Source organism: Luteimonas mephitis DSM 12574, assembly GCF_000422305.1.
Taxonomy (GTDB): domain Bacteria; phylum Pseudomonadota; class Gammaproteobacteria; order Xanthomonadales; family Xanthomonadaceae; genus Luteimonas; species Luteimonas mephitis.
Window position 1 is genome coordinate 236,594 of the sequence record NZ_KE383817.1, and the last position, 23,810, is coordinate 260,403.

17 protein-coding genes are annotated in these 23,810 nt (G+C 70.2%); 9 read left to right on the forward strand and 8 right to left on the reverse strand.

The genetic code is table 11. The features are described 5' to 3' along the window. Positions 1 to 37 precede the first annotated feature (37 nt). The gene (locus H570_RS17795) at positions 38 to 868 is read left to right on the forward strand and encodes a class I SAM-dependent methyltransferase (protein WP_051176459.1); all 831 of its coding nucleotides are present in this window, start codon (positions 38 to 40) and stop codon (positions 866 to 868) included. Positions 869 to 969: 101 nt separating this feature from the next. Here the strand turns inward: H570_RS17795 and H570_RS0114830 are convergent, their stop codons facing one another. After that, complete coding sequence (locus H570_RS0114830; RefSeq protein WP_027081423.1) at positions 970 to 2,046, reverse strand: NADH:flavin oxidoreductase/NADH oxidase; 1,077 nt, start codon at positions 2,044 to 2,046, stop codon at positions 970 to 972. A 103-nt stretch (positions 2,047 to 2,149) separates the two neighbouring features. On the opposite strand from H570_RS0114830, the gene tilS reads away from it, so the two are divergent. From tilS to H570_RS18370, 5 genes are all read left to right on the forward strand, one after another. Next, on the forward strand, positions 2,150 to 3,514 hold the full coding sequence (gene tilS, locus H570_RS17800) for a tRNA lysidine(34) synthetase TilS (RefSeq protein ID WP_084500292.1): 1,365 nt from the start codon (positions 2,150 to 2,152) through the stop codon (positions 3,512 to 3,514). A 26-nt stretch (positions 3,515 to 3,540) separates the two neighbouring features. Next, the gene (locus H570_RS0114840; protein WP_027081424.1) at positions 3,541 to 3,810 is read left to right on the forward strand and encodes an exodeoxyribonuclease VII small subunit; all 270 of its coding nucleotides are present in this window, start codon (positions 3,541 to 3,543) and stop codon (positions 3,808 to 3,810) included. Positions 3,811 to 3,814: 4 nt separating this feature from the next. After that, on the forward strand, positions 3,815 to 4,783 hold the full coding sequence (locus H570_RS0114845) for a polyprenyl synthetase family protein (protein ID WP_425411572.1): 969 nt from the start codon (positions 3,815 to 3,817) through the stop codon (positions 4,781 to 4,783). A 71-nt stretch (positions 4,784 to 4,854) separates the two neighbouring features. Then, entirely contained in the window at positions 4,855 to 6,711 is a 1,857-nt protein-coding gene (locus tag H570_RS0114850) for a CHASE2 domain-containing protein (RefSeq protein ID WP_156900004.1), read from the forward strand. Next, on the forward strand, positions 6,699 to 8,015 hold the full coding sequence (locus H570_RS18370) for a M48 family metalloprotease (RefSeq protein ID WP_051176460.1): 1,317 nt from the start codon (positions 6,699 to 6,701) through the stop codon (positions 8,013 to 8,015). The genes H570_RS0114850 and H570_RS18370 overlap by 13 nt, the downstream gene beginning before the upstream one ends. A gap of 49 nt (positions 8,016 to 8,064) precedes the next feature. Here H570_RS18370 and H570_RS0114865 read toward each other — a convergent pair whose 3' ends face one another. From H570_RS0114865 to pmbA, 3 genes are all read right to left on the reverse strand, one after another. After that, positions 8,065 to 8,520 (reverse strand): DUF4870 domain-containing protein, encoded by a 456-nt coding sequence (locus H570_RS0114865; protein ID WP_156900006.1) that lies wholly within the window; start codon positions 8,518 to 8,520, stop codon positions 8,065 to 8,067. Positions 8,521 to 8,672: 152 nt separating this feature from the next. Continuing rightward, entirely contained in the window at positions 8,673 to 9,107 is a 435-nt protein-coding gene (locus H570_RS17810) for a DUF4870 domain-containing protein (protein WP_036136463.1), read from the reverse strand. A 226-nt stretch (positions 9,108 to 9,333) separates the two neighbouring features. Continuing rightward, positions 9,334 to 10,710, reverse strand: a complete 1,377-nt coding sequence (pmbA, locus tag H570_RS0114875; RefSeq protein ID WP_417472771.1) for a metalloprotease PmbA — start codon at positions 10,708 to 10,710, stop codon at positions 9,334 to 9,336. Positions 10,711 to 10,787: 77 nt separating this feature from the next. On the opposite strand from pmbA, the gene yjgA reads away from it, so the two are divergent. Further along, positions 10,788 to 11,333 (forward strand): ribosome biogenesis factor YjgA, encoded by a 546-nt coding sequence (yjgA, locus tag H570_RS0114880; protein ID WP_027081430.1) that lies wholly within the window; start codon positions 10,788 to 10,790, stop codon positions 11,331 to 11,333. Positions 11,334 to 11,458: 125 nt separating this feature from the next. On the opposite strand, the gene tldD is transcribed toward yjgA, so the two are convergent. The 4 genes from tldD to H570_RS17820 all read right to left on the reverse strand — a co-directional run bounded on the left by tldD (position 11,459) and on the right by H570_RS17820 (position 19,205). Further along, positions 11,459 to 12,913, reverse strand: a complete 1,455-nt coding sequence (gene tldD, locus H570_RS0114885) for a metalloprotease TldD (RefSeq protein ID WP_027081431.1) — start codon at positions 12,911 to 12,913, stop codon at positions 11,459 to 11,461. Next, the gene (locus H570_RS17815) at positions 12,910 to 16,920 is read right to left on the reverse strand and encodes a YhdP family protein (RefSeq protein WP_084500294.1); all 4,011 of its coding nucleotides are present in this window, start codon (positions 16,918 to 16,920) and stop codon (positions 12,910 to 12,912) included. The genes tldD and H570_RS17815 overlap by 4 nt, the downstream gene beginning before the upstream one ends. Positions 16,921 to 17,118: 198 nt before the next feature. Further along, entirely contained in the window at positions 17,119 to 18,612 is a 1,494-nt protein-coding gene (gene rng, locus H570_RS0114895; protein WP_027081432.1) for a ribonuclease G, read from the reverse strand. Further along, complete coding sequence (locus H570_RS17820; RefSeq protein ID WP_051176462.1) at positions 18,609 to 19,205, reverse strand: Maf family protein; 597 nt, start codon at positions 19,203 to 19,205, stop codon at positions 18,609 to 18,611. The genes rng and H570_RS17820 overlap by 4 nt, the downstream gene beginning before the upstream one ends. Before the next feature lie 121 nt (positions 19,206 to 19,326). Between H570_RS17820 and H570_RS0114905 the strand changes: the two genes are divergently transcribed. Further along, the gene (locus H570_RS0114905) at positions 19,327 to 20,064 is read left to right on the forward strand and encodes an SIMPL domain-containing protein (RefSeq protein WP_027081433.1); all 738 of its coding nucleotides are present in this window, start codon (positions 19,327 to 19,329) and stop codon (positions 20,062 to 20,064) included. Between the two features lie 531 nt (positions 20,065 to 20,595). Then, positions 20,596 to 23,667 (forward strand): TonB-dependent receptor, encoded by a 3,072-nt coding sequence (locus H570_RS17825; RefSeq protein ID WP_051176463.1) that lies wholly within the window; start codon positions 20,596 to 20,598, stop codon positions 23,665 to 23,667. The last annotated feature ends 143 nt before the right edge of the window (positions 23,668 to 23,810 follow it).

Here is a 23,810-nt window from a genome sequence, read left to right on the forward strand (position 1 = left end):
CGGCAGCGGACACGACGCACGCAACAGGGGGCGGGGGATGAGCGAAGCGATCGATCGCATCAACATGAAGATCATGACCACCGCCTCGGTGGTCTCCCAGTACGCGCGTCCCTCGGGGCTGAGCCCGGCCGAGCAGGCCACGCTTGATCGGGTTGCGCCGCTCGCGCAGGGCAAGCCCATCCTCGACATCGGGGTCGGCGGCGGGCGCACGGTGGAAGCGCTGCGCAGCATCAGCCAAGACTATCTTGGCATCGATTACAGCCAGGAAATGGTGGACGCCTGCCGCAGCCGGTTTCCCGATGCCAGGTTCGAGTTCGCGGACGCCCGAGCGCTGTCGGCGGTTGCTGACGAGTCCATCTTCCTCGCGGTGTTCAGCTGCAACGGCATCGGCATGGTGTCGCACGCCGACCGCCTGCAGATCCTGCGCGAGGTGCTGCGCGTGCTCCAGCCGGGCGGGATCTTCGTGTTCTCGACCCACAACCGGAACTCGCCGGAGTTCCGGCGCGGTTTCCAGTTCCCGCAGTTCCAGTGGACTTTGCATCCGGTGCGGGCGCTGGTGCGTTCGGCAAGATTCGCTGGGCAGACGCTGCTGCGGCTGCGCAACCGCAGGCAGTTCCGCCCGCATGAAATCCATGCGCCGGACTATTCGGTGATCAACGACGTCTGCCACCACTACGGCACGATGCTGTACTACGTGTCGCTGGAAAGGCAGCGCCGGCAACTCGAGGACGCCGGCTTCGAAGCGGGCGCGGAAGCCTACGACCTCGATGGGCAATACGTGGATGAAGACACCCAACATGACTCGATCGCGCTGATCGCGCGCAAGCCCACGCAGCCATCCTCCGCATCGGCGCTGTCGGACGCCTGAGACACCCGGGTGCTGTCCACGCGGGCACTTCCGAACGCGATGCAGGAACCGCTGCGACAGGCATGGTGGCTGGCCCGTATCCGAACCTCACTTCCGGAAGCCTAATCGCCGCCGGTGCCCCAGGCGCGCAGGTACTGTTCCGGCACCCGCAAACGGGCATCCAGCGCCCGCGCGGCGCGCACCGGGAAATACGGGTCGCGCAGGAATTCCCGCGCCAGCAGCACCACGTCAGCTTCGCCACCCGCGATGATCGCCTCGGCTTGCGCGGGCTCGGTGATCAGCCCGACCGCGCCGGTCGCCACCCCCGCTTCGCGGCGGATGCGCGCGGCGAAGGGAACCTGGTAGCCGGGGCCGACCACGATCGCCTGGCGCGGGTCGAGGCCGCCGCTGGAAACGTCGACCAGATCGATCCCGAGCCGCACGGCAATGCGCGCCAGTTCGACGCTTTGCGCGATGTCCCAGCCACCGTCGACCCAGTCGGTCGCGGAAATGCGCAGCCACAGCGGCAGGTCCTGCGGCCACGCGTCGCGCACCGCGGCGATGACTTCGCACGCCAGGCGCGTGCGGCCTGCGAAGTCGCCGCCGTAGCCGTCGTCGCGCCGGTTCGACAGCGGCGACAGGAATTCGTGCAGCAGGTATCCGTGCGCGGCATGGATTTCGATGATGCGGAAGCCAGCCGCGTGCGCACGCACCGCGGCCGCGCGATAGTCGGCGACGACTTTGGCGATGCCGCCGGCGTCGAGCGCAACCGGCAGCGGATAGCCATCGTCGAACGCCAGCGCCGACGGCGCGACCACCTGCCAGCCGCCGTCGCCCAAGGCGACCGCGCCCGACCCGCGCCAAGGCGCATGCGTGCTGGCCTTGCGCCCGGCATGCGCGAGCTGCATCGCCGGGATCGCGCCCTGCGCGGCGATGAACGCCGCGATGCGCGCCCAGGCATCCGCCTGCGCATCGTTCCAGATGCCGGCGTCCTGCGGCGAGATGCGCCCTTCCGGCGACACCGCGCTGGCCTCGGTGAACACGATCGCCGCGCCGCCGACAGCGCGGCTTCCAAGGTGCACCAGGTGCCAGTCATCCGGCATGCCATCGACGCTGGAGTACTGGCACATCGGCGAGACGGCGATGCGGTTGCGCAGCTGCAGGCCACGTTGCTGCAGGGGCTGGAACAGTCGGCTCATGGGATCGGATCGCCTTGGGGACACTGCACTCTAGCTGCCGGCGAGGCGTTGCCACACCACGCGGGTGGATCACTGCATCGCGGCAACGTGGCACCATCGCGCCATGAGCGACGTCCTGCCGGCCGGTTTCATCGCGATGCCATGTGCAGGAGGCGCGCCGCGCGCGGTGCTGGTCGGACTCAGCGGCGGCCTCGATTCGGTCGCGCTGCTGCGCCTGCTTGCGATGCAGGCGCCGATCCGCAAAGCCGGGCTGCGTGCGATCCACGTCCATCACGGCCTGCAGGCCGCGGCCGGCGACTGGGCCGCGCATTGCCGCGAAGCGTGCGATGCGCTTGGCGTCGCGCTGGACGTGGTGCGGGTCGAAGTCGCGCGCGATGCCGGCAAGGGACTGGAAGCCGCTGCCCGCGACGCACGACGCAGCGCGTTCGCCAAGGCCCTGCGCGACAACGAGGCGCTCGCGCTGGCCCATCACCGCGACGACCAGGCCGAGACCTTCCTGCTCCGTGCCCTGCGCGCGTCCGGCCCGGACGGACTTGCGGCGATGCGGCCCTGGCAGCGGTTCGCCGCCGGCTGGCTGTGGCGACCGCTGCTCGACGTGCCGCGCGCACAGCTGCTGGCGTACGTGCGCGAATACCAGCTGCGCTGGATCGAGGATCCCAGCAACGACGACATCGCGCACGACCGCAATTTCCTGCGCCATCGCATCCTGCCGCTGCTGCGCGAGCGCTGGGCCGCGACGGATGCCGCGCTGGCGCGCAGCGCAGCGCTGGCCGCCGACGCCGCCATGCTGCTGGCCGATGGTGACGACGGCGTGCTCGCCGCCGCGCGCACGCTCGACCCGCAGGTCCTGTCGGTGGCCGCGCTTGAGGCGCTTCCGGCCGCCCGCCGCGCACGCGTCCTGCGACGCTGGATCGAGGCGCTCGCGCTGCCGCCGTTGCCGGCCCGGGGCATCGCGCGGATCGAGGGGGACCTGATGGCCGCCGCGACCGGCACCGATGCATCGTTCGAATGGCACGGCGCGGTCGTGCGCCGCTGGCGCGACCTGCTGCACGCCGGTCCACGCCGGCAGCCATTGCCGCGGTCATGGCGGGTGCACTGGGATGGCCACCGGCCGCTGCCGCTGCCCACCGGCGGCCAGCTGCAGCTGGAAGGCGCCGACGCGTTCGACGCTCCGGTGCAGGTGCATGCGCGCCAGGGCGGCGAACGCATCGACCTGCCCGGCCGCACGCACTCGCACGCGCTCAAGCATGTGCTGCAGGACCTCGGCGTGCCGCCGTGGCAGCGCGCGCAGCTGCCGCTGCTGTCGGACGCCGCCGGCACCGTGATGGCCGCGGGCGACCTGGTGGTCTCGGCGCAGATGGACGCGTGGCTGCGCGGGCACGGTGCACGACTGGCCTGGCAATCCTCGCCACACGGCGGCGCCCGCATCACCGGCGACGCCGGCCCACCCCCGCCCTGCCTCCCTTGAAACCGGCCTTGTCGTAAACTCCGCCCATGCCTCGCAAAGCCACCCCCGCAGCCGCCACCGACACTTCGCCCGTCGCCAATTTCGAGGCCTCGCTCGACGCCCTCGAGCAGCTGGTCGAGAAGATGGAGCAAGGCGAACTCAGCCTCGAAGAATCACTGGCCGCCTACGAACGCGGCGTGGGCCTGTACCGACGCTGCCAGCAGGCGCTGGAACAGGCCGAGTTGCGGGTCAAGCTGCTCAGCGACCCGGACAACCCGGCAAACGCCGAATCCTTCGGCCCCGCGCCCGACGCCTGAGCGCGTGAACGACGTCCCGACCCGGGCACAGGCGATCCCGCAGTGGCGCCTGCGCATCGACGCCGCGCTCGAGCGCACCCTGCCCCCGGCCGGCGAAACACCAACGCGGCTGCACGCCGCGATGCGCCACGCCGCGCTGCTCGGCGGCAAGCGCATGCGTCCGCTGCTGGTGTACGCCACCGGCACCGCGTTCGGTGCCGACATCGCGTCGCTGGATGCGCCGGCACTGGCGGTCGAACTGGTCCACGCCTACTCGCTGGTGCACGACGACCTGCCGGCGATGGACGACGACGACCTGCGCCGCGGCCAGCCCACCGTGCACGTCGCCTTCGACGAAGCCACCGCGATCCTCGCCGGCGACGCGCTGCAGTCGCTGGCCTTCGCCACGCTCGCGCAGGCGCCCTGCGGCGCGGAAGCGTGCATCGCCATGCTGCGCGAGCTCGCCGTCGCCGCCGGTTCGCAAGGCATGTGCGGCGGGCAGGCGCTGGACATCGATGCGACCGGCAAGAACGCGGCACGGCGCGATGCTCCGCGTGACCGATCGCGGGCCCGGGACGCAACCGGGCACGAAAGTCACGCAGGCCCCGTTTCTTCCCTTGCCGGACTCGAGCGCCTGCACGCACTCAAGACCGGCGCGCTGCTGCGTGCATCGGTGCGGCTGGGCGCGATCGCGGCGGGCGTCGACGCGGCGACGCGCGGGCACCTGGACCGCTTCGCCGACGCGCTCGGCCTCGCCTTCCAGGTCCGCGACGACCTGCTCGACGTCGAAGGCGACAGCGCGACCCTGGGCAAGACCGCCGGCAAGGACGCGGAACAGGACAAGGCCACGTTCCCCGCCCTGATCGGCGTCGAGGCCTCGCGCGCGCGCCTGGCGGCACTGGCCACGGCCATGGACGACGCGCTGGCCCCCTTCGGGCCGCGCGCCGCCGCGCTGGCTGCCCTGGGCGAACTGGCGATCCATCGCTCGCACTGACCGGTGGCGGTTATCGCCGGGATTCGACGTTTGTCTCCTGAACGGGCGTGGCGCCCGCAGGAGGCGCGCGCGTGGCGGGCAGGATCAAGCATCGGCTGGAAAGCGCGGTCGACCGTGTCATGGCGGTTGCCGGCATCGCGTTCATGGATGCCTGGGGCGCCATCGAGCGCGGCTACCGCCGGCCACTGTCGTGGGTTTCCCAGCGCCTGCGCTTCGCCTTCTATCCGCTGCTTGCCGTGGCCATGGTCGGTTGGCTGGCCTGGGACTGGAGCCACGAACGCACGCTCGACGCCGCCGAGGACGCGATCTTCGACCAGGTCGTCAAATGGCGCCCGATCGAACCGTCGCCATCCGGGCGCACGGTGGTGGTCGAGATCGACGACTGCGCGATCGAGTACTACCGCGCCCGCGGAGAAGGCGGCTGGCCGTGGAGCCGCGAGCGCCACGCCGACCTGCTCGACGCGCTCGACCGCGCGGGCGTGCGCGCGGTGGGATTCGATGTCCTGTTCGCGGATCCTTCCATCAGCGACCCCGAGGGCGACGCGCTGCTCGAAACCATGGCCGTCGCGGGTGGCGGCAGGTTCCTGTTCGCCGCCAGCCGCCTGCACCCGGACTTCGATGCCGCCGCCACCTTGCCCGCGAACCGGGCGCCAGGGGCCTTCCGCCTCGTCGCCGATGCCGCGGTCCCGGCGCCAAACGTCGCGCTGATCCAGCCGTACGGGCGGCAAATGGCTGCGCACTCGGGCCTGGTCAACATCCGTCGCGGCAGCGACGGCCTGCTGCGCGATGCGCGCCTGTACGAAGCGGCGGGTGGCTGGGCGGTTCCGTCGCTGGTGCTGCGCCTGGCGCAGGCGGCCGGCACCGACACGCGCGCCGCCGTGGCCGCGCGCGGCGGCGACCTGCGGATCAACTGGCGCGCGCACTCGCGCCTGCCCTACGCCAACGCGGCCGACGTCCTTGAAGGCCGGCCGGTCTGCGGCAGTGAAATCCCGCCGCTGCGTGCAGCCGTCGCCGTCATCGGCCACACCGCCGCCGGCATCAACGACGCCAAGCCCACGCCGGTGAACATGGCGATGCCCGGAGTCGAAATCCTCGCCGAAGCCACCGAGGCCCTGGTCACCGACAGCTGGATCCGGATGCCGCCGGGCTGGCTGAAATACGCGCTCGCCACGTTCCTGGTGCTGCTGTCCACCTTCGTCTTCTGGCGCGGCGAACCGCACGAGGACGTCGACCCGGCCTTCTTCGCCGCCAACATCGTGCTGGTCGCGGTCGCGTTCACCGGCCTCACGCTGTACGGCTGGTTCATCGACATCTTCGCCAGCCTCGGCTATGGCGCGCTGTGCTTCGGCCTGTGCCGCGGCTACGCGGCCGTGCAGCGCGGCCGCGCGATCGGCAACGCCGACTACCTGGTGGAGTTCGACCCGGCCGCCCACCCCTGGCTGCTGATGGCCCGCCTGCGCTTCAGGGCCGATCCGTCGTTGCCCGCGCACGTGGCGCGGCGCAGGCGGCGCGAGTATCGGCGGATCCTGCGCCGCTTCCTCTACGCCGGCAGCGACATCGTGATGATCGAGGGCGTGGTCGAGCGCAAGAGCTGGCTGCACGCGATCCTCGACGACTTGGTGCTGCTGATCTGGAAGGGCGACAGCGAGGCCGACGCACGCGCGTTGGCGCGCCGCGACCTGGACGCCCTGCATGCCGCGCTCAACGACACCGAGGAGCGGCTCGAGGGCAGCGGGCAGGTGATGGTGTGCCTCTCGTCCGCGCAGATCGACGACGGCGACGACGACTCCATGCGCGGCGAGCGCCTGCGCCTGCGCGAGCTGCTCGGGCAGGACCTCAACCGCCGCGACGAATGGCCACTGGCGACGGCAAATCCCCTTGTTTCCAACCCCACGCGGCACGAGGAACACGACCCATGCGAACCCTGACCCGCCACCTGATGCCGTCGCTGCTGGCGATGGCGACCCTCACTGCCGCGGTGCAGGCCGCATGGGCCGCGGACTTGCCCGCCGTCGTGCACAAGCGCTCGGTGGAGGTCCGCCAGGCGCCCGGCTTCGATGCGCCGGCAATCGCCACGCTTCGGCGCGACGCGCGCGTTGCGATCGATGCGCAGCAAGGCCTGTGGTACCGCCTGGTGCTGGACGACGGCCGCAGCGGCTACGTCCGCGTCAATGAAGTGCGGATGCTGCAGGCGGGCACGGAAAGCCCGGAGGGTCGCGCGCTGTTCCAGGGCAACGCCGGCAAGGGCCGCGTGACCGAAACCGCCACCGTGCGCGGCATCGACGCCAGCGACCTGGCCGGCGGGCAGCACGACGCCGCAGGCCTGGCGCGGCTGGAGGGATATCGCGTCGATGCCGCCACCGCCGCCGACCACGCCCGCGAGCGCGGCTGGCAGGCGCGGCGCGTGGCCTACGCCGGCGAGGCCAGGGAACTGGACACCAGCGGCCAGCAGGCCACCCAGTCCGACAAGCGCAGTGGCCTGGCGATCGCCCGCGGCCTGCTGTCCAAGTTCGGTGGCGGTGCGATCGCCAGCGCACCGGCGGCAACGGTTGCCGACCGCGCGATTGGCAAGTCCGACCAGGAGGTCGCCGAGGAGGAACGCGCGCTCGGTCCGGCCGTCACCGGTCGCGTGCTCGGCGTGGCGCCGCTGTGGAATGACGACAGCGCGCAGCGGCGCGTCAACCTGGTGGGCCGCTGGCTGGCCTCGCAAACATCGCGCCCCGGCCTGCCGTGGACCTTCGGTGTCATCGACGACGGCGAAATCAATGCCTACGCCGCGCCCGGCGGCTACGTGCTGCTGACCCGCGGCATGTACGAACTGCTGGCCGACGATGCCGAGCTGGCCGCGGTGCTCGCCCACGAACTCGGCCACGTGGTGCAGCGCGACCATTTCGAAGTGATCCGCAAGCAGCAGGTGCGCGACGCCGGCACGGATGCGGTGCTGTCGCAGGTGCGCGCGCCGGGCGCGGCGGCGTACGCGAAGGATTACGTTGCCGAACATGGCGCGGCGATCCTGCTCACCGGGCTGGACCGCGACGCCGAGTACCGCGCCGACGGCGCCGCCGGCATTTACCTGGAACGCGCGGGTTTCGACCCGCTGGCGTTCTACTCGGTGCTGCAGAAGATGGCCGCGCTCGGCAAGCGCCCGGCGCCGCTGGCCCAGCTCTACCGCACGCACCCGCCGCTGGACGAGCGCATGGACCGGCTGGACGGTCGCCAGGCCGGCCGATGATGCCCGATCGCCCCGCGCGCGGACTGCCCGCGCGCGGAGGCCGGCGCCATCAGCCGAACAAGCGCAGCGTCAGCGGATAGCGGTAGCGTTCGCCGTTCCAGGCCTTGACCATGGCGATGATGCTGCACACCAGCCAGGTCACCGCGATCGCGGCGATCGCCAGCACGAGCACCAGCCCGGCGGGAATGGTGACGAGCAGGCCGATGCCCAGCGTCAGCACCGTCGCACCGACCAGCACGATGCCGATCGCAGCCGCCACGCAGGCGTAGATGAACATGCTGAGGTTGAAGTTGATCGCCTCGCGCGCGTGTTCGCTGGCGAACGGCGAGTCGTCGCGCTTGATCAGATAGACCACGGCCGCTGCCAGCACGCCGGCGGCGCCGGCGATCCAGCTGGTCATCAGGGCAAGCACCAGGGCGGACAGATGCGCCAGCGCGGCCCATTGGCGCTCGCTGGCGGTCGGGGACAGGGTTTGCGGCAGGCTGCCGTCGGCGGTGTGTTCCATCTTGGGCTCCCGGCCGGACGACAGGTCCGGCACGGGACTCAGGATGGGGCCTGCCGCGGCGCAAGCAAGCCGACCAGCGACCGGCGCGTGGAGGAGCCGACGAAACGGGCGAAAAGGACGCCCGGCGCCGGGGGCACTTCGAGGTCGGCGACCTATTTCACCAGCCGTAGCGTGAACGGATAGCGGTAGGCCACGCCTTCGTTGGCCTTGATCGCGGCGATGATCGTGAACACCAGCCAGGCGATGCCGATGACGATCCACAGCGGCACCGCGATCACCAGGCCGATGCCAAGGGTGAACAGCGCCAGCAGGAACAGCGCGAAGAACGCGATCGCCACCGTGATGTTGAAGTTGAGCGCTTCCTTGGCCTGGTCGTCGACGAAGGGCATGGCGTCCTTCTTGACCAGCCAGATGATCAGCGGACCGATGAAGCAGCCGATGCTGCCGGCCCAGCCCGAAGTAAGGATGCCGCCGACCAGCGCCGACAGGTGCGCGAACATCGCCCACTGGCGCTCTTCCGCCCCGGGCACGCCCGACGGCGACGGCGGTGGTGGTGGCGGTGTCACGGTTTCGTTGAAATCGGTCATCGTCGTTCCCCGTAGTGGCCCCGGCCGGAAGTGCCGGCGATCCATGAGGATACGTCAATCGGCGCCGGAAGCTGCCAGGCGCGAGCTGGTTGCGGGTGGCGGGCTTGCCGGCACCCGCCTGCGGCAATCCTCTTCCCGATCCGCCAGGCCGAGCCCGCGCGCCTGCCATGGCAACCGCGCCGCCGCGCGCCGCGCGGGCGAACGGCTGTGATTGCTGCCCGCCGGATTACTGCCCGCCGGCCACCGTCATCTTGCCGACCAGGATCGAACCCGTGCCCACGTGCGAGCGCGGATCGACATCGCTGCCGACCGCTTCGATGGCCTGGAAGATGGCCTTGAGGTTGCCGGCGATGGTGATGCCGTCCACCGCGTGCGAGATCGCGCCGTCCTCGATCCAGAACCCGGCCGCGCCGCGCGAGTAGTCGCCGGTGATGTTGTTGACGCCCTGCCCCATCAGCTCGGTGACCAGCAGGCCGCGGCCCATGTCGCGCAGCATCGCGTCGAGGTCGCCGGCGTTCGCCGCGACTTCCAGGTTGTGCACGCCGCCGGCATTGGCCGTGGTCTGCAGCCCCAGCTTGCGCGCCGAATAGCTGCCCAGCACGTAGCGCTGCAGCACGCCGGCCTCGACCAGCGCCGACTCGCGGGTGGCCACGCCTTCGGCATCGAAAGCCGCCGAACGCAGGCCGCGCGGCAGGAAGGGGCGCTCGTGGATCGAGAACCAGTCCGGGAACAGCTGCGTGCCGGCACTGTCGACCAGGAAGCTCGCGCGCCGGTACAGCGCGCCGCCGGAAACCGCGCCGAGCAGGTGGCCGATGAGCGAACGCGCCATCTCGCTGGCGAACAGCACCGGGTACTCGCCGGTGGCGAGCTGTCGCGGCGCCAGTCGTGCGAGTGCGCGCTGCGCGGCGTGGCGGCCGATCGCGGCCGGCGATTCGAGGTCGGATTCGGCCAGCGCCAGGCTGTACCAGCCGTCGCGCTGCATGTCCGCGCCCTGCCCGGCGATCAGCGCGCAGCCGATGCTGTGCTGGGTGCTGCGGTCGTGGCCGACGAAGCCGTGCGAGTTGGCGTACACGCTCAGCGATTCGCCGCTGCCGACCGAGGCGCCGTCGGAGTTGGCGATGCGCGCATCGGTATCGCGCCCGGCGCTTTCGCAGGCCAGCGCGAGGTCGACCGCGCGATCGGCATCCAGCGCCCACGGATGCCAGCCGTCGAACTCGCGCAGGTCGGTGGCCATCAGTCCGGCGTCGGCGAGGCCGGCGGCCGGGTCGTCCTCGGTGAACCTGGCGATCGCGCAGGCCTGGTCGACCGTGGCCTGCAGGCTTTCCTCGCGCAGGTCGGCGGTGCTGGCGCTGCCCTTGCGCTGGCCGAAGTAGACGGTGACGGAGATGCCGCGGTCGCGGGTCGACTCGACCGTCTCGACGCTGCCCATGCGCACGTTGACGTTGAGCCCGCGCTCCTCCGAGCACGACACCTCGGCCTGGCTGGCGCCGGCGGCGCGGCAGCGCTCGAGCAGGCGCGCGGAGATGGCTTCGAGATGGTCGAGCCGCTGCAGGCTGTCATCGCCGGCGGCGGCTTCGATGCGGGAAGTGGGAACGTTGCTCAATGGATTATCCTGACGGAGGCGAAAGCGGGTTCTTGCCGCGGCGAAGAACAGAATCAACCAACTACACGGCAGCCAGCATGCGCGGACGAGACGAAGACACCGGCGAATTCCTGGGCGCCAGCCGCAGCCAGCAGCGGCGCGATGCGCTGGACGTACTGGCGCTGGCCCAGCAGCTGTCCGCGCTGAGCGCGAGCCAGCTGTCGAAGCTGCCGATCCCCGGGGACCTGCTTCCGCATATCGCCGACGTGCAGCGCATCGGCTCGCACATCGCGCGCAAGCGGCAGATGGCGTTCCTGGCCAAGCAGATGCGGCGCGAGGACGACGAAGTGCTGGACGGGATCCGCGACGCGCTCGACGCCGGCGGCGAAGCCGCGCGCCAGGGAACCGCGCTGCTGCACCGCGCCGAACGCTGGCGCGAACGCCTGCTGGAAGAAAGCGACGCCGCGCTGGCCGAGCTGATCGAACTGCATCCGTCCGCCGACCGCCAGCAGCTGCGCCAGCTGGTCCGCAACACGCTCGACGAACGCAAGCGCAACAAGCCGCCGCATGCGTTCCGCGAGCTGTTCCGCGCGGTGAAGGAACTGCTGGAAGCAGGCGAGCCCGGCGACGACGAAACCGTCTGATCCGTCGGCTTTCGTAGGAGCGGCTTCAGCCGCGATCTCTTTACCGCCGCCCGCGGAAGCGAAAAGCTCGCGGCTGAAGCCGCTCCTGCAAGGGTGCATGGGACGCATGGGGCGCATTGCAAGCATCAGGCCTGGGTGCCGCCGACGGTCAGGCCCTCGATCAGCAGCGACGGCTGGCCCACGCCCACCGGCACGCTCTGGCCGTCCTTGCCGCACACGCCGACGCCGTCGTCCAGCGCCAGGTCGTGGCCGATCATCTTCACCTTCTGCATCGTTTCCGGGCCGTTGCCGATCAGGGTCGCGCCCTTCACCGGCGCGGTGACCTTGCCGTCCTCGATCAGGTAGGCCTCGGTCGCCGAGAACACGTACTTGCCGTTGGTGATGTCGACCTGGCCGCCGCCGAAGTTGACCGCGTACAGGCCCTTCTTCACCGAACGGATCATCTCCTCCGGGTCGTGCGTGCCGGCGAGCATGTAGGTATTGGTCATGCGCGGCATCACCAGGTGCGCGAACGATTCGCGGCGGCCGTTGCCGGTCGGAGCGGCGCCCGTCAGGCGCGCGTTGAGCGTGTCCTGCATGTAGCCGGTGAGCACGCCGTCCTCGATCAGCGTAGTGCACTGGGTCGGCGTGCCCTCGTCGTCGATGTTGAGCGAGCCGCGGCGGCCGTCGAGGGTGCCGTCGTCGACGATGGTCACGCCGGGCGAGGCAACGCGCTGGCCCATGCGGCCGGCGTAGGTGCTGGTGCCCTTGCGGTTGAAATCGCCTTCCAGCCCGTGGCCGACCGCTTCGTGCAGCAGCACGCCGGGCCAGCCGGCGCCGAGCACCACCGGCATCACGCCGGCCGGTGCGTCGACCGCTTCGAGATTGACCAGCGCCTGTCGCAGCGCCTCGCGCGCGAACTTCTCCGGCTTGCCGTCGCCGAGCAGCTCGGCATACGAATAGCGCCCGCCGTAGCCGGCAAAGCCCGACTCGCGGCGACCGCCCTGCTCCACGATCACCTGGATGTTCATGCGCACCAGCGGGCGCACGTCGCCGGCGAGCACGCCGTCGCTGCGCGCGACCAGGATCGTGTCGACGCCGCCGGTCAGGCCCACCATCACCTGCTTCACCCGCGGGTCGGCGGCGCGCAGCAGCTGGTCGACGCGGCGCAGCGCCTCGACCTTGGCCTCGTTGCCCATCGCGTCGATCGGATCGTGCGGCGCGTACAGCTGCCGGCCATGCCCCGCGACCAGCGTGCGCGCGACGTGGCCGTCGCCGTCGCGCGCGATCGCGCGCGCGGAGTGCGCCGAGGCCAGCAGCGCTTCGGCGTTGATGTCGTCGGAATAGGCGAAACCCGTCTTCTCGCCGGAGATCGCGCGCACGCCCACGCCCTGCTCGATCGAGTGCGCACCGTCCTTGACGATGCCGTCCTCCACCGTCCAGCCCTCGCGCCGGGCGTGCTGGAAATACAGGTCGCCGAAGTCGATGCCGGGGCCGAGCAGCGCGCCGAAGGTGCGTTCGAGTCCGCGGGGGTCGAGGCCGGCGGGCGCCAGCAGGCGGGTCCGGGCGAGTGCGAGCGGTGAATCGGTGGTGGTCGTCATGGTGTCGAGTTTGGGGCCGCGGCGTCGTTTGGCAAGCCGGAAGCCGCCTGCGCGGCGCCGTCGGCGGGAAGCGGCGGCGCCACGGCGGCAGGCGCTTCGCCCGCATCGTTCGCCGATGGTGTCGAGCCGGGCTGCGGCGCGGGCGGCGGCGGCGCCTGCTCGCGTCCGGACACTTCCACCTTGGGATCCTTCCAAGGCCCGGTCACGCGATAGCTCTTCGCGCCCATTTCGCCCAGCGGTTTCTTCAGCACCGCGTTGGTCAGCGCGCCGACCGCGGCGCCGACCGGGCCGCCGGCCAGCGCGCCCGCGACCGTCAGCAGGTTGCCGGACTTGGGCAGCACCTCGATGTGCTGGTCGAAGGTCTGCGCACGCAGGTCTGCGCTGCCGTGGATACGGATCTCGGCGGCCGGGCCGTCGATGTTCATGTCGTCGCTGCGCGCCTGGCCGTTGCCGAATTCTACGGTGCCGCCGATCCGGTTGAAGGCGAAGCCCTTGGAGAACAGGTCGCGGAAATCCAGCATCAGCCGGCGCGGCAGCTCGGCCACGCTGAGCAGGCCGAGCACGCGCCCGGCGCCGGGTTCGACCTCCACCAGCCGCCCGTCCTTGGCGGTGAGCGCCAGCTTGCCCTGCAGGTCGGCCAGCCGGAACCCGGCCGGACTGCCCGGCCAGGTTGCATCGAGGTGCGCGTCGCCGTCGCCGCCGGCAAGGCGGCCGCCGTATCCGAATCCGGCGAGCAAGGCGCCGAAATCCTCGCTGTGCACGTCGGCCTTCAATCGCGTGCGCGCACCGGCGCCGCGGCCCAGCCAGTCGCCGCTGACGTCGATCCGATGCTCGGGCGAACGCGTCTGCACGCGCTCGAAGCGCAGCCCGCCGGCCACCGGGCGTGTATGCACCTCCGCCTTGCCGAGCGCGGCATCGCCGAAATGCAGCGCATCGATGGCAATGTCCAGCGGCGGCACCTTGGACGGGTCGATGTCGTCGCCGCCCGCGGGCGGCGTCGCTTGCGCGCCCGCAGCCGGCGCCTGTCCCGCTGCTGCTTCGGCCACCGCACCTGCCGGGGACGTGGTGGCCGTGGATGCGGCCGCGGTGGCGCTGCTCCAGAACACCTTCGAGAAGCTGCCGGTGATCGGCGCGCGCTCGGCGCGCGGGATCGACAGGCCGCCTGCGAGGCGCGGGCCATCGACGCGAACGTCGGTGCCCGCCGCCGAAGGCTGCGCGTGCAGCCGCGTCCGCGGAAAACTGCCCCCGAGCAGCAGCAGGCGATCGGCGACGACGTCTATCCGGCGCAGCGGCAGCGCATCGCCGCCGCTGCCGCCGGTTGTCAGCGCCATCCAGTCGATTGCGTCCAGCTCCGGCGTGCGCCCGGTGGCGACGAGCCCCGACGTCGGCGGTGCCTCGTCGACGCGGTTGCTGCCCAGCACCACGCGCACGCCGGTACGGTCGTTCGCGCTGCGGGCACGCAGCGCCAGGCGCTGGCCGAAGCTGACGTTGATGTCACCGGCTCCCAGCGGCAGCGTCGTGGCCACCATGGTGGGCAGCGCCGTCGCCGCGGGCTTGTCCAGCGGCGCAGGCAGCCCGAGCGTGGTGCCCTCGAGGTTCGAATGCAGGCGCAGCTGCGTCGGCGGCTCGGCGCCGGCCGCCGTGGCGGCACCGATCGACACCGCCACCTTCCACGCGGAGCGACCGCTGACGTACGGCTTGAGCCACGCCATCTCCGGCGCCTGGTCGAGCAGTTCATGGGCGTCGAGCGTCGCGGCGACCTCGGCCTCGAACGCCTGGCTGCGATCGCGGACGTGCCCGGCGCCGGCGCGCAGCGCCAGCGTGCCCGGCTGGCCTTCGTGGGTCGCACGCAATCCGTTGGCGCCAAAGCCTTCGTGGTCGTACGTCGCCGTGCCGCGCACGTCGTCGAAGGCCAGTTTCCAGCGCTTCTCGCCGAGGCTGACGCCGGCCAGCTCGACGCGGCCGTCGATCTTCGGCGCCGGCGCGTCGTGGTGCAGCGGCAGGTCGAGCGCGAACGTGGCCGTGACCGGCCCGCTTGCGGCGAGGTTGTCGAGCGTCTGGGCATGCTGCGTGCGCAGCGAGCTGTGCTGCAGCAGCGCGAGCAGCTTCGCCGCGTCGCCCTTCGCGTCCGCGGCGACCTTGAGGTCGGCCTCGTGGAAGTCGGCGATCCCGGCGTCCAGCCGCGGGATCGCGACGCCGGCGATCGCGCCGCGCCCGTCCACCGTGAAGCCGTTGCCGACGAAACGCACGTCGCCGTCGATGTGGTCGGCCGCGGGCCAGTCGGGCTGGAACTTCACCACCGCGCCTTCCAGCCGCGCGCTCGCCTCGAACAGCCCGGTGTGCTCCGCGGTGTGGAACGGCCAGTCGTCGAGGTCGCCGGACACCACCGCGCGGCCGCCGACCACGCGACCGTCGACCAGTGCGGTGTCGAGCCAGTGCAACGTCGCCGGCGACATCAGGTGGCGCACCCAGAAACGCTTGGCGACCGGGACCCGCGTGTCGTCGAGCCGCGCGGCGACGTCGATGCGCGGCAGCGTTCCATCGCCCTGGAATTCCATGCCGCCGCGCACGTCGGCCGCATAGTCGGTTCCGTCGATGCGCAGCGCAGGGGTTTCCACGCGCCAGCCGCCTCCGTCCCGCCAGCCGGCCACGCGCCCGCGCAGGTGCACGTCGTGCGGCGGGCCGAAACCGCTCGGCCAGTCGAAGCGCAGCGCAGCCTTCGGGTCGAAGTCGAACACCAGCCCGTCCGCATCGCCGTCGAGCGTGCCGCCCAGGCCGCTGATCCCTGGTGCGTGGCCGTGCGTCGCGAAACGCAGGCCTTCGATCCGCGCGTGCGCGCTGAGCGCGCCACCGCGAACACCCGCCAGCGCCACGTCGTGCAGCACCGCATCGGGCTTGCCGTCGAGCAGCCACTGCCGCACGCCCGGCGCCACCCGATCGCTGAGTGCGACCAGCGCCAGCAGCGGACCCGCATCGATGCGCGAAGCCAACAGCGCCTGGCGTCGCCCGCCGGCGGCGACCAGCCCGTCGAGCACCTGCGCATCGCGGCCATCCCCCACGCGCAGGCGCGCGGCGTCGAAACGCCAGCCATCTTCGACCGTTTGCCAGCGGCCACGCAGCTGCACGCTGCCGAAAGCCACCTGCGGCGCGGCATCGGACGGCGCGAGCCGCGCGCCGCGCAGCTGCAGCGCACGCAGGTCGGCGTCGACCGTGGCCACCGCAATCCGGTGCCCGCGCAGCGTGGTCCACGCCTCGATCCTGCCGCTGCCGTCGGCGACGGTGACGCCCACCGCGTGCAGCAGCGGCGACCACGCCGAGAGCCTGGCCTGCTTCGCCGCGACATAGCCGCGCCCGTTGCCGTCGTCGCGCTGGAAATCGACGCGCGCCTCCACCGGCGCGGCATCGTCGCGCATCCACGCCCGCGCGCCGATGCGCACGCGCTGTCCGTCGACGCGCAGGCGCAGGTCGATCCGCGGCACCTGTGCGTCGATGCCCAGCGCCGGCGCCTGGATGCGCAGCTTGCCGCCGATCACCTGCAGCTCGCCCAGGCCTTCGAGCGAGGAAAACGGATCGCCGGTGGCGTGCTGCGCAGCGGGCAGGCCGCGCACCTGCCAGCGACCGTCGCCGTCGCGCTGCAGGGTCAGTTCCAGCCCGCGCAGGCGCAGTTCGGTGAACGAACTGCCCGGCAACAGGCCCGCGTACTGCGACACCAGCACTTCCGCCGCGCCGATCGGCACCGCGTCGGCGCCGTCGCCGATGCGCAGGCCGTCCAGGCGCAGCAGCGGGCCGCGCCGGGTCCACTGCGTCTGCACGTGGTCGAAACGCACGCTGCGGCCGGCCTGCGCGCTGAGCCAGGCCTCAATCCGCTCGGGATGCCGCTCGGCCCAGGGCAGCAGCACCTGGCTGACCGCGCCGGCCACCAGCGCCATCACCACCAGCACGACGGCCACCACGTACCAGGCACCGCGGCGGACGCGGCGCAGGTGGCTGTGCCAGGCTTTCGGCATCAGCGTCGCGCCCCGCGCAGTGGCGAGAATCGGGAATCGGGAATCGGGAATCGGAAGGGCGGGTTCTTTAGCAGCCGGTCATCGTCTTTCGACATCACGCAGGACGGCATGGAAGCCCAGCGAGCCGATGACACGCATCCAGGGCCGCGGCTGTTTCGGCTTTCCCGATTCCCGATTCCCGATTCCCGATTCCCGGCCCTACAGCAGCACGACATCGAACTGCTCCTGCAGGTACTGCTCGTCGGCCTGGAAACGGATCGACTTGCCGAGGAACTCCTCCAGCTCCGCCACCGCCGCCGACTCCTCGTCGGTGATGCGCCCGACGACCTTGGGCGACGCGATCACCAGCAGCCGCGCGGCCTCGAACTGGCGCACCGCGCGGACGATCTCGCGGAAGATCTCGTAGGTCACCGTTTCGGCGGTCTTGAGCATGCCGCGGCCGCCGCACTCGTGACAGGGCTCGCTGAGCTGCCGCTGCAGGCTTTCGACCGTGCGCTTGCGGGTCATCTCCACCAGGCCCAGCGGCGAGAAGTCGTACACCGTGGTCTTGGCGTGGTCGCGCGTGAGCGATTTTTCCAGCGTGCGCAGCACCTGGCGCCGGTGTTCGGCGTCGGTCATGTCGATGAAGTCGATGATGATGATGCCGCCGAGGTTGCGCAGCCGCAGCTGCCTGGCCACCGCCTGCGCGGCCTCGAGGTTGGTCCGGTAGACGGTTTCCTCGAGGTTGCGCTGACCCAGGAACGAGCCGGTGTTGACGTCGACCGTAGTCATCGCCTCGGTCTGGTCGATGACCAGGTAGCCACCGGATTTCAGCGGCACTTCCTTCTCCAGCGCGCGCTGGATCTCGTCCTCGACGCCATACAGGTCGAACACCGGCCGCGTGCCGGAATAGTGTTCGATCTTCTCGGCCAGCCCCGGCATGTACTGCGCGGCGAACGTGCGCAGGCGTTCGCAGGTCTCGCGCGAATCGACCTTTACCTTCTCCACGTCGCGGCGCATCAGGTCGCGCACCGCGCGCATCGGCAGGGTCAGGTCTTCGTAGATGCGCGCGCCCACCGGCGCTTCGCGCACCTGCCGCTCGATCAGCGCCCAGGCGCGACCCAGGTAGGCGATGTCTTCGGCCAGCGCTTCGGACGGCTGGCCCTCGGCGTTGGTGCGGACGATGTAGCCGTGCCGGTGGCCGTCGGCAACCAGTTCGCCGATCAGCGTCTTCAACCGCGCACGCTCGGTCTCGTCCTCGATCCGCGCGGACACGCCGATCGTGCGCGATTGCGGCAGCAGCACCAGGTAACGCGACGGGATGCTGATCTGGGTCGTCAGCCGCGCGCCCTTGCTGCCGATCGGATCCTTGACCACCTGCACCACGATATCCTGCCCGTCGCGCAGCAGTTCGCTGATCGGTGGCACCGGCGGCGGCGGCTGCGGGGCGGCGGTCGCGTCGCCGGCGATTTCCGGCGTCGGCAGCGAACGCATCACGTCGCTGGCATGCAGGAACGCCGCGCGATCCAGGCCGATCTCGACGAACGCCGCCTGCATCCCCGGCATCACCCGCTGCACCCGGCCCTTGTAGATGTTGCCGACCACGCCGCGCGACCAGCCGCGCTCGATGTGCAGCTCCTGCAGCATGCCGTTCTCGACCACGGCCACGCGGGTTTCGCGCGGGGTGACGTTGACCAGGATCTCCTCGCTCATGCTGGCACCCGATCGGAGCAGCCGTCCCCGTGCCCGATCCCGAACTGCGACAGCAGTTCGCTGGTCTCGTGCAGCGGCAGGCCCATCACCCCCGAATAGCTCCCGGACAGATGCCGGATGAAGGCCTCGCCGCGGCCCTGGATCGCATACGCGCCGGCCTTGCCCATCGGCTCGCCGGTCGCCACGTAGGCCGCGATCTGCGCCTCGGAGATTTCGGCAAACGTCACCTGCGACACGGACACCGCCTGCGCCTCGCGTGCCGCTGACACCAGCGACACCGCCGAAACCACCTCGTGCGTGCGGCCCGACAGCCGGCGCAGCATCGCCGCGGCGTCGCGTTCATCGCGCGGCTTGCCGAAGACCTCATCGCCCAGCACCACCTCGGTATCGGCGCCCAGCACCACCGCGCCCGGCACCCCCACCCGCAGCAGGCCGGCGCCGGCCTTCTCGCGCGCCACCCGGCGCACGTAGTCGGCAGGGGCCTCGGCGGGGTCGCGCCGCTCGGGCACGTCGATGTCGAGCACGCCGAATTCCACGCCGAGACGGCCCAGGAGTTCACGGCGACGGGGGGATTGCGAGGCAAGGTGCAGCATCGTGAAAGAATAACCCGCAGGCCCGGCACGGCTCCGGTTCAGCGCGCCCCAACCCCATTCAGGCTCACGGCCCGTTCACTGGACGGCACCGACCCTGCCCCCGTCCACGATGGAGACCACCATGCTTCGCAACCCCCTCCGCCCCCTCGCGCTCGCCAGCGCCCTTGCCCTGAGTTGCCTGACCATGACTGCCTGCGCCCAGAACACCACCCCTACGGTCGCGTCCAGCGACGGCACCCTGCTCTCCGTCTCAGCCCAGGCCGAAGCCAGCCGCGTGCCCGACGTGGCCTCGCTGTCGACCGGCGTGGTGACCCAGGCCGCCGACGCCAACGCCGCGCTGTCGGCCAACGCTGCCCAGATGAACAAGGTGATGGCCGCGATCAAGGCCGCAGGCATTGCCGAGAAGGACATCCAGACCAGCGGCATCAGCATCAACCCGCAGTACAAGTACACGGACAACCAGCCGCCGACGATCACCGGCTACCAGGCCAGCAACACGGTCAGCATCAAGGTGCGCGAGATCGGCAAGCTCGGCGAGGTGCTCGACGCGCTGGTGGCCAGCGGCGCCAACCAGGTCAACGGTCCCAGCTTCGAGATCGACCAGCCCGAGGCCGTCTACGACGAAGCCCGCCGCGCGGCGCTGGAGAAGGCGCAGCAGCGCGCGCAGATGTACGCCAAGTCGCTGGGCATGAAGGTGCAGCGCATCGTCAGCATCAGCGAGGGCGGTGGTTTCCAGCCGCCGCGTCCGATGATGATGGCCAAGGCCGCCAGTTTCGATCGCGCCCAATCCTCGCCCGTGTCCCCCGGCGAAACCACGCTGACGGCGAACCTGGACGTGGTGTTCGAACTCGCCCGCTGAGCCGCCGGCTCGACCACTGCATGCACGAGGAAGGCGGGCCGGAAGGCCCGCCTTCCTGCATTGGCGGGCTCGCGCGTGATCGTCTGGCGACCCGCGACACAGCCGGCAAGGCAGCCTCGGGTATCGCGGCGTTGGATGCCGCGAATCGCAGACAGCTGCCTTAAGCGATCAAGCTGGCTGCTGATGGCGCTCCAAGAAACTTGATTGTCATCACGACAATTTTGTGAGTCTTATCGCATCCGGCGTTTGGAATGCGCGCGATTGGCGGCACGCGGACCATCCCGCGAGGCACGGCGCGAGGCACGGCACGCGGCGCTTCAGGATAAATCGCCCCCACCCATCAGGGCTTGGCATGCATGGGCGAAATCGTGTGCACGGCTTGCGTTCTTTGAACTGCTTCGTCTTTTCGGATCCGACGCAGTGATTTACTGGCAAATGGCGGCCCCATGCAGGGGGGCCTGAGTGCGGCCGCCATCACCCCCGGCCCATGCCGGCCGGGAATTCTCGTGCTTTACCGAGGGGAGAGAGACCTTGAAGCAGCAACGCTATCGCAAGAGCTATCAACGCACCGCGCTGTGCGCAGCACTGACCCTTTGCTTCGCCACATCCGTCCACGCCCAGTCCAACACCGCAGGCTCGGTCTTCGGCCAGGCCAGTGCCGGCGACAAGGTGCAGATCGAGAACCCGGCAACCGGATTCTCGCGGACCATCAGCGTCGGCAGCGACGGGCAGTATCGCGCCTCGGCACTGCCGACCGGCGTCTACAAGGTCACGTTGGAGCGTGCCGACGGTTCCAGGCAGGTGCGCGAGAACGTCGCGGTGAACGTCGGCACCGGCACGTCGGTGAACTTCGCCACCGCTTCGGCCGGCGGGCCCACCACCCTTGACCGCATCCAGGTCACCGCGTCGGCCGTCAATCCCATCGACGTTTCCTCGGTCGAGTCGACGACGATCCTGACCGCGGCCCAGATCGCGAAGATCCCGGTGGCGCGCGATGTCACCAGCGTCGCATTGCTGGCGCCGGGCACGGTCAAGGGCGATGCCGCATTCGGGAACCTGGCGTCCTTCGGCGGCTCGTCCGTGGCGGAGAACCAGTACTACGTCAACGGCTTCAACGTCACCAACACCTTCAAGAACCTCAATTTCACCCAGCTGCCGTTCGAGGCCGTTGCACAGCAGCAGGTCAAGACCGGCGGCTACGGCGCGGAGTTCGGGCGTTCGACCGGTGGCGTGCTCAACATCATCACCAAGCGCGGCACCAACGAGTTCCACGCGGGCGCCAACATGTTCTGGGAACCACAGGCGCTGGCGGGCACTGCCCCTGACCTGTTCTATCCCAACGGCGTACTCGCTGAGAACAACTCCAAGGACAACGGGTGGCGCGCGACCACCGCAGTCTGGGCCAGCGGCGCGCTCGTCCAGGACAAGCTCTTCGCCTACGGCCTGGTGCAGTACGGGCGTTCGTCGATCGACGATTACCCGGGAAGCAACGACGGCATCTCCGCCGACCCCAACACCGAGGCCAACCAGAAGGCGCCGATGTGGCTGGTGAAGCTGGACTGGAACATCAACGACAGCAACCTGCTGGCCTTCACCGGGATATCCGACAAGCGCCGTACCAAGACCGACTATTTCACCACCGGCATGGGCGTGGCCGGGTCGCCATCGTGGATTCCGAAGCGCGGCGACTACCTCGGCACCGACACCACCGAAGGCGGCGGCGACAGCTATTCGTTGAAATACACGGGATACCTGACCGACTCCTTCACCATCTCGGCATTGGCCGGGCATGGCTCCTTCAGCCGCAGCAACTCGCAGGTGACGGCAGCCGGCATCCGCCAGGCCTACGACGGCAACGTGCTTGGCGAAGTCCCCGGCTGCCCGGTCATCACCGACGTCCGGCCCGACGCGCTCAACGGCACCGTGCCCACCATCCTGGGCTGCAACCTGTCCGGCACGCTGGTGCGGACCGATGCCGAAGACACCCGCGACCAGTACCGCATCGACGCGGAGTGGCAGATCGGGCCGCACCTGGTCCGCGGCGGCCTGGACATCGACAACTTCACCACGGTCGACGGGACGGCATACTCCGGCGGTGCCGCGTGGCGCTACGGGCGCTACCAGAACCGGGATGACATCGTCCGCAAGCGCGTGTTCAAGACCGGCGCGGAAGTCGACGTGGACCAGACGGCCTACTACATCGAGGACACCTGGAGCATCACCGACAAGTTCAACGCCTACCTCGGCCTGCGCTGGGACACCTTCGAGAACAAGAACGGCTCCGGCGAGACCTACGTCAAGATCAAGAACCAGTTCGCACCCCGCCTCGGTTTCTCCTGGGACGTGAAGGGCGATTCGACCCTCAAGGTCTTCGGCAACGCGGGCCGCTACGCCCTTCCGTTGACGGCGAACGTCGCCATTCGCGGCGCAAGCGCCTCGCTGTACAGCGAGGAGTACTTCACCTACACCGGCGTCGATCCCGTCACCGGGGCGCCCACCGGACTGACCCGGATCATCAACCCCGCCAACGGCGAGATGGTCCGCTACCTCAACAACGAGTTCGGCGTCGGCAAGGACCCCAAGACGGTCGCGATGAACGACCTGAAGCCGCAGTACCAGGACGAGTACATCCTCGGCTTCCAGACCGCCCTCACCGACACGTTCTCGGGCGGCGTCCGCGCCACGTACCGCAGCCTGAAGAGCGCGATCGACGACACCTGCGACTATCGCCCGATCTTCGACTGGGCCGATGCAAACGGATACGACATCCAGGACGTGAACCCGGGTTTCCCGTATTGCCGGCTGTACAACCCGGGACGGGATGCCACGTTCAACATGGACGTGGATGGCGACGGCACGCTGGAGACCATTCCTGTCGCCGCCGACCTCCTCGGCCCGAAGGCCAAGCGCACGTACAAGGCCGTCGAGCTGTTCGTGGAAGGCCAGCTGGGCGAGAAGTTCTTCCTGCAGGGCTCGTACACCTGGTCGAAGAACGAGGGCAATGCCGAGGGCGGCGTGAAATCCGACATCGGCCAGGCCGACACCGGCACCACGCAGGATTTCGACTATCCCGAACTGATGATCGGCGCCGATGGCTTCCTGCCCAATGACCGCCGCCACTCGCTCAAGCTGTTCGGCAACTACGAGATCAACGACGAGTGGAGCGTGGGCGCGAACCTGCTGGTCCAGTCCGGCCGCCCCATCAACTGCTTCGGCTACCTCGGTGGTTACGAGACGTCCCGCTACGCGAACTCCTACTTCTCGTGCGACCTGGACTCGAACCCGGATGACAACGCGGACAACGGCAGCACGGTCGTTCCGCGCGGTTCGGCCGGCCGCACGCCGTGGACGAAGACCCTCGACCTCAACATCGCGTACAAGCCGGCATTCGCGGACGGCCGCCTGACCTTCAAGGCGGATATCTTCAACGTCACCGGCTCGCACGAGGCGGTCGCCGTGTACGAGGACGGCGAGGACAGCGCGGGCAATCCGCAGGCCGGCGGCGTGGACGCAGACGGCAATCCACGCGCCAACCTCTACAAGTACCCCACCGCGTGGCAGGCGCCGCGCATGGTCCGGCTCATGGTCCAGTACGACTTCTGAATCCGTTCCTGCGAACGTGCTCTTCCTCCTTTGCGGCCGCCTTCGGGCGGCCGCCTTTTGTATGATCCGGCGATGACCGGGCCCAACGATGTCCTCGCCGCCGCCGAAGGCCACATCGCCTCGGGAAACATGCCTGCCGCGAG

Coding starts and splice junctions, on each gene's coding strand:
- H570_RS17815 (WP_084500294.1), bottom strand. CDS start 16,920: ATGCCGAAAGCCTGGCACAGCCACCTGCGCCGCGTCCGCCGCGGTGCC.
- H570_RS0114840 (WP_027081424.1), top strand. CDS start 3,541: ATGCCTCGCAAAGCCACCCCCGCAGCCGCCACCGACACTTCGCCCGTC.
- H570_RS17820 (WP_051176462.1), bottom strand. CDS start 19,205: ATGCTGCACCTTGCCTCGCAATCCCCCCGTCGCCGTGAACTCCTGGGC.
- H570_RS0114865 (WP_156900006.1), bottom strand. CDS start 8,520: ATGGAACACACCGCCGACGGCAGCCTGCCGCAAACCCTGTCCCCGACC.
- tilS (WP_084500292.1), top strand. CDS start 2,150: ATGAGCGACGTCCTGCCGGCCGGTTTCATCGCGATGCCATGTGCAGGA.
- H570_RS18370 (WP_051176460.1), top strand. CDS start 6,699: ATGCGAACCCTGACCCGCCACCTGATGCCGTCGCTGCTGGCGATGGCG.
- H570_RS17810 (WP_036136463.1), bottom strand. CDS start 9,107: ATGACCGATTTCAACGAAACCGTGACACCGCCACCACCACCGCCGTCG.
- rng (WP_027081432.1), bottom strand. CDS start 18,612: ATGAGCGAGGAGATCCTGGTCAACGTCACCCCGCGCGAAACCCGCGTG.
- H570_RS0114905 (WP_027081433.1), top strand. CDS start 19,327: ATGCTTCGCAACCCCCTCCGCCCCCTCGCGCTCGCCAGCGCCCTTGCC.
- H570_RS17795 (WP_051176459.1), top strand. CDS start 38: ATGAGCGAAGCGATCGATCGCATCAACATGAAGATCATGACCACCGCC.
- H570_RS0114830 (WP_027081423.1), bottom strand. CDS start 2,046: ATGAGCCGACTGTTCCAGCCCCTGCAGCAACGTGGCCTGCAGCTGCGC.
- tldD (WP_027081431.1), bottom strand. CDS start 12,913: ATGACGACCACCACCGATTCACCGCTCGCACTCGCCCGGACCCGCCTG.
- yjgA (WP_027081430.1), top strand. CDS start 10,788: ATGCGCGGACGAGACGAAGACACCGGCGAATTCCTGGGCGCCAGCCGC.